The sequence below is a fragment of the Fibrobacter sp. UWH5 genome (genome assembly GCF_900142505.1).
Taxonomy (GTDB): Bacteria; Fibrobacterota; Fibrobacteria; order Fibrobacterales; family Fibrobacteraceae; genus Fibrobacter.
Map to the genome: position 1 here is coordinate 1 of NZ_FRBB01000039.1, position 4,332 is coordinate 4,332.

General features: G+C 44.2%; 5 protein-coding genes. All 5 read right to left on the minus strand.

The features are described 5' to 3' along the window. Window positions 1-648 precede the first annotated feature (648 nt). The gene (locus tag BUB38_RS15485) at window positions 649-1,119 is read right to left on the minus strand and encodes a hypothetical protein (protein ID WP_073161630.1); all 471 of its coding nucleotides are present in this window, start codon (window positions 1,117-1,119) and stop codon (window positions 649-651) included. Between the two features lie 105 nt (window positions 1,120-1,224). After that, window positions 1,225-1,863 carry an RHS repeat-associated core domain-containing protein gene (locus tag BUB38_RS15490; RefSeq protein ID WP_139258486.1) on the minus strand — a complete coding sequence of 213 codons (639 nt, stop codon included), beginning with the start codon at window positions 1,861-1,863 and terminating at the stop codon, window positions 1,225-1,227. Then, on the minus strand, window positions 1,842-3,437 hold the full coding sequence (locus BUB38_RS15495; RefSeq protein WP_073161632.1) for an ATP-binding protein: 1,596 nt from the start codon (window positions 3,435-3,437) through the stop codon (window positions 1,842-1,844). Before BUB38_RS15495 ends, BUB38_RS15490 begins: the two co-directional genes overlap by 22 nt. 98 nt (window positions 3,438-3,535) lie before the next feature. Continuing rightward, the gene (locus BUB38_RS15500) at window positions 3,536-3,766 is read right to left on the minus strand and encodes a hypothetical protein (RefSeq protein WP_073161633.1); all 231 of its coding nucleotides are present in this window, start codon (window positions 3,764-3,766) and stop codon (window positions 3,536-3,538) included. Window positions 3,767-4,128: 362 nt separating this feature from the next. Next, the coding region (locus BUB38_RS15505) for a transposase (protein ID WP_139258420.1) at window positions 4,129-4,332 on the minus strand (204 nt) is incomplete at its 5' end.

Genomic DNA, 4,332 nt, shown 5'->3' on the forward strand with positions numbered 1-4,332 from the left:
CAACACCAAGCTTTAACGCTGCATTTTCAATAGCAGCAACAGCAAGGTGCGTCTTTCGGTAATCCAAGTCATGTGACATGCATTTAACGGCCATGACATCTAAGATATAACAATTTAAAAGCCGTGTCAACAAAGTCAAAACAAAAAGAATACTTCAAGAGCATCCCGCCCCCTGCAATGCAAGGAACTGAAACGGGGGGCGAATCGTAGTGTACAACAATCTCGGAAGCTGGGTTGTGGATCGATAAAAAGCTCTCAGATAAATCGAAGCGTCGCTCCAACTTGTGATTATTTTTTTATGTCCTTCGATTTCTCCCGATTCCTTTTGCGAGTGCCTTTGGACTCAGTTCTCTTTTTCTTGTTTTTTGACAAATCATTGGTCTTTGCTATTACAACAGGATTCCCCTCAACCTTTCCAAAGTTTTTACCACTTCTTTTTCTATACTTGTCGTTTCTTTTTAGATATAGTATAAGTATTCCATAAATAAGAAGCACAAATGGAGTCCAAATAAGTATCCCCCACACGTTTCCCCGTCCTGCATTAACGAAGAAATCTTGGAAAAGCCTTCCTGTATGGTCACATTCAAAATACACAAATCCAACAAAAAGAACGCACGAAAGATTTAATATTATTTTCCACATCTTGTATTAATAATCTACTTGGGTTGCCGTGTTGTCAGAAGGAGCCAGAGCACCAATTCCTTCCCCAGTACTCATTGATTCCTGAGAACTATTTTTATCCGTTGCAACATTTTGCACAAAGTCTACCACAAGATTACCCACTTCATGCTCTACCCTTCCAGGAATGTTTATAACATCATCCTTAACAATCCCAAAAGCATTATCCTTTATGTCTTTCTCGGCATTTTCAAGTCTATTCGCCCATTTATGTTTAGTTGCAACAGCTACACTCTTTTTGTATGTGATGGGCTTTGTTTTTTTGATCGTATTAGCGTATTTAGCTGATTTTGCAATTTTCGCGCCTTTTTCAACAATACTCACACCAAAAAAGCCTAATGCAAAATCGATAATAGCATCGGTAGCTGTATAATTAAATTTTTGACCAAAAAGACTCGCTTCTGCATAATTTTGCGCAACGCCCCACGCAACACTACACACTCCACCGACAACGCCGACATTTCCATCCGGGTCAGTTGTAATAATCGGATTGTTACCAACGTATGTATAAGGACTATCATACTGTCTAGCAGCATCAACTGAAATCTACAATCCGAGCATTGGATCCAGATATCTTGCGCCGAAGTAGTTCAGCTCGGTTTCGTCATCACGTTCTTTACCGGTGAAATTCTCGGTCACCTTGTCGCCTGCGTCAGCGATCAGATCAATCTGTTCGCCGAAGGAGCGGTAGTCATAAGCTTTCTTCACTTCACCGAGGTCAGCAACGTCTGCGTTTGAGGTACTCTGGGTGCCGTACACCAGCATGGTGGAACCAAGGTGGTTCTTGAGATACCATTCGAATTTAGGATTGAATACGCTCCAGTCGGTCGGCTTTCCATTTTCGTCGAGAGTCGTCGATGGCACCACTGGTGCCGAGGCGTCCTCGGGCATGTAGCGGCCCAGGCCCTGGGGCATATTTACGACCACGCGGGCATTTTGGAGGCTGCCGTCACGATAGTTTTCACGAACTTCGGTGCCGATGCCTGTGTAGTGTGTGACGAGTTCCCGTTCCCAGTCAGCGGCATACACGCCATCGGCCTCGTCGGAAACGCAAGCCTTGCTGTAGCGGGTCTTGGACACGCGCCTGCCGGAACCGTCGTAGGCCATGGTCAGCATAAGGCTATCGCCCCTACTGCAACTACGCGTAGGTTGCAGCACAAATCTTAGCATTTCTGGATTTTCCATTCGCCGATGGTGCGTTTTTCGGTATCGAAGGCGGCTCCAATCTTGTACAAGCTCTTCAGCGTTCCGTCGGCTTTGTTCACCACGGAATATGGAAGCAGGTAGCCTTTATCGTCGATCTGTTTTAGGGCGTCATCGACGGTGCCGTTCTTGTCCAGTTTGAACTCGAAAACGTAGACGCTGTCGGCGGTTTCTACCACGGCGTCGGCACGGCCTGCAGCGGTTCGCTCTTCGCTACGCACCAGGTAGGGCGAGGCAATTCTGAAAATCAGGTAAAAAATAGTCCTGTAGTGGAGTTCGTTCTGTTTCTCAATATCGTAGGGAATGCTCGCCATGAACGCACGCATTTCGGTAAGTGCGGTTTCCAGGTTGCCAGCCTTCATCGCCGTGATGAAATGATCCAGAAATTCGGAAGTATCGTCGCCATTTTTAGACGTATAGGTGCACGTCAGAAGATCCAGCAAGCCTTCGCGGACCTCATCATTGGGGAACTGTAACTTATATGGGCGAACCGCATTCTTGTCGTAGCCCTTGATGGTCAGGTATCCACTCTGATAAAGAATGGGAATCGGGGTTTCCGCAGTTTCCGTGGGGGCATCGAAAGAACTCTGCTTGACATCAAAACCTCGGTCGTATTCCTCGGGGCTTAGCTTGTAACGGGCCATGGCTTTTGTAAGAACCGTTGGCGTACCGGAAGCAAACCAGTAGTTCGCTAGATTCAGCTTGCTCAAGGAATTTATCAAGCTAAAGGGATTGTAGATATCCGGAGAGTTTTCGCAGAAATGGTAGCCATCGTACTGGCGCTGCAGGGCAGCAACTGCTTCGTTGTAGGTCATGCCCTGCTTGTCTGCTAGAGCTTGGATTTCGGGCTGCATCTGGGTCAGCAGTTCTTCTTTGGTGATGCCACAGATGGCTGCATACTCGTCATCCATGGTAATGACGTTCAGGTTATTCAACTCGCTGAAGATGCTGAGCTGGCTGAACTTGCTGATACCCGTAAGGAATACAAAACGCAAAATGCCACCAAGCGCCTTGAGCGGGGCGTAAAGGTCACGCATACGGTTGCGAACCTTTTCCTGCAAAGCAGCATCACCCATAGCCTCGAGAACCGGGGCGTCGTATTCGTCGACAAGAACAACAACCTGTTCACCGGTCTGCGCATTGGCAGCACGAATCAAAGAAGAAAGACGACTTCCCCAAGCCTGGTTAGAACTATCATTGTTTATGCCATATTTTTCTTCATTTGCCGCTAGAATTTCGTTCATATTGGAGGCGAAAGTTTCTGCTTCCAAGTTCTTTACCGTACTCAAATCCAGGCGAATGACCGGATACTTTTTCCACTCGGTCTCCAAACGTTCCATGGCAAGGCCGGTAAACAGTTCCTTACGACCCTCGAAATAGTATTGCAAGGTGCTAATCAAAAGCGACTTTCCAAAACGGCGGGGACGGCTGAGGAAATAATATTGGCTTGTATGCGTCAAGTTATAGACAAGATCAGTCTTATCTACGTAATAGTATCCGTTATTGCGGACTTGAACAAAATCCTGCACGCCGATTGGAAATCTCTTTAATGCCATGTCTCTAATATAACATTTTTAAAGAAACGCGTTGGATCTGTTGAATTTTCAATAGAGGTTTCACCCTCTTATCAAATCACGCCATAGTCCACTTTTTTTTACATCCAAATAAGTTTTGTTCGTCTCAAAAAGAGCCAAAAATCTTTTCTTTGAAAAATCAAATCCCCAGACTGACCTCCATCATCATTACACCAAAGATAATACTTCGCATAATATACGAATGGAACGGGCTCTTCGTCTTTATAAAAAGAAAAAAGACCATTTAATGCTAAATTGAAAAATAATTCTTCTGACAAAGAATCACTAGCAATCGTTTCTGTAAATTTCAAAGCACTTATTTTCTTTTGCTAGAAATTAATTTTACAAACTTTAGCTTCAGCGTACTTTGTATCCTTTGTACACTCGTTTTTTATAGCAGCGCTGCAAAAAAACATTTCCTCCTTCAAAATAAATTTCAAATTTTTGATTACAACGATATATTGTGCTATCTAAAACAACTTTCTTCAGAGGACTTTTAAAACTTACGTTACATTTGGAGCCAGACACTTTTGACGCATATTCAACATAATTGCCAGGCAAGGCATAATCAGCGTCATAGTCTGGTGATGCATAAACAAGATAAAAACTAATTAGAAAGAAAAATGTAAAAAAAACATTTTAAAAGAGGCATCATCAACATGTGTGGAAGCATTTAGGCAGCCTTGCTAGATGATTCTCTCGATTCCGATTCCCATTCGTAGGCAATCTTTACATCTACATAGGAACAGCTCAACATTATCAGCGACAGCATGTTGTTCATATTCCTGAAGCCATAGGCAGTCCGTATCAGTAGCTTTATCTTGTTGTTCGTCGCCTCGATCCTTGCGTTTGACACGCCTAGCCTGATTGTGTTGAG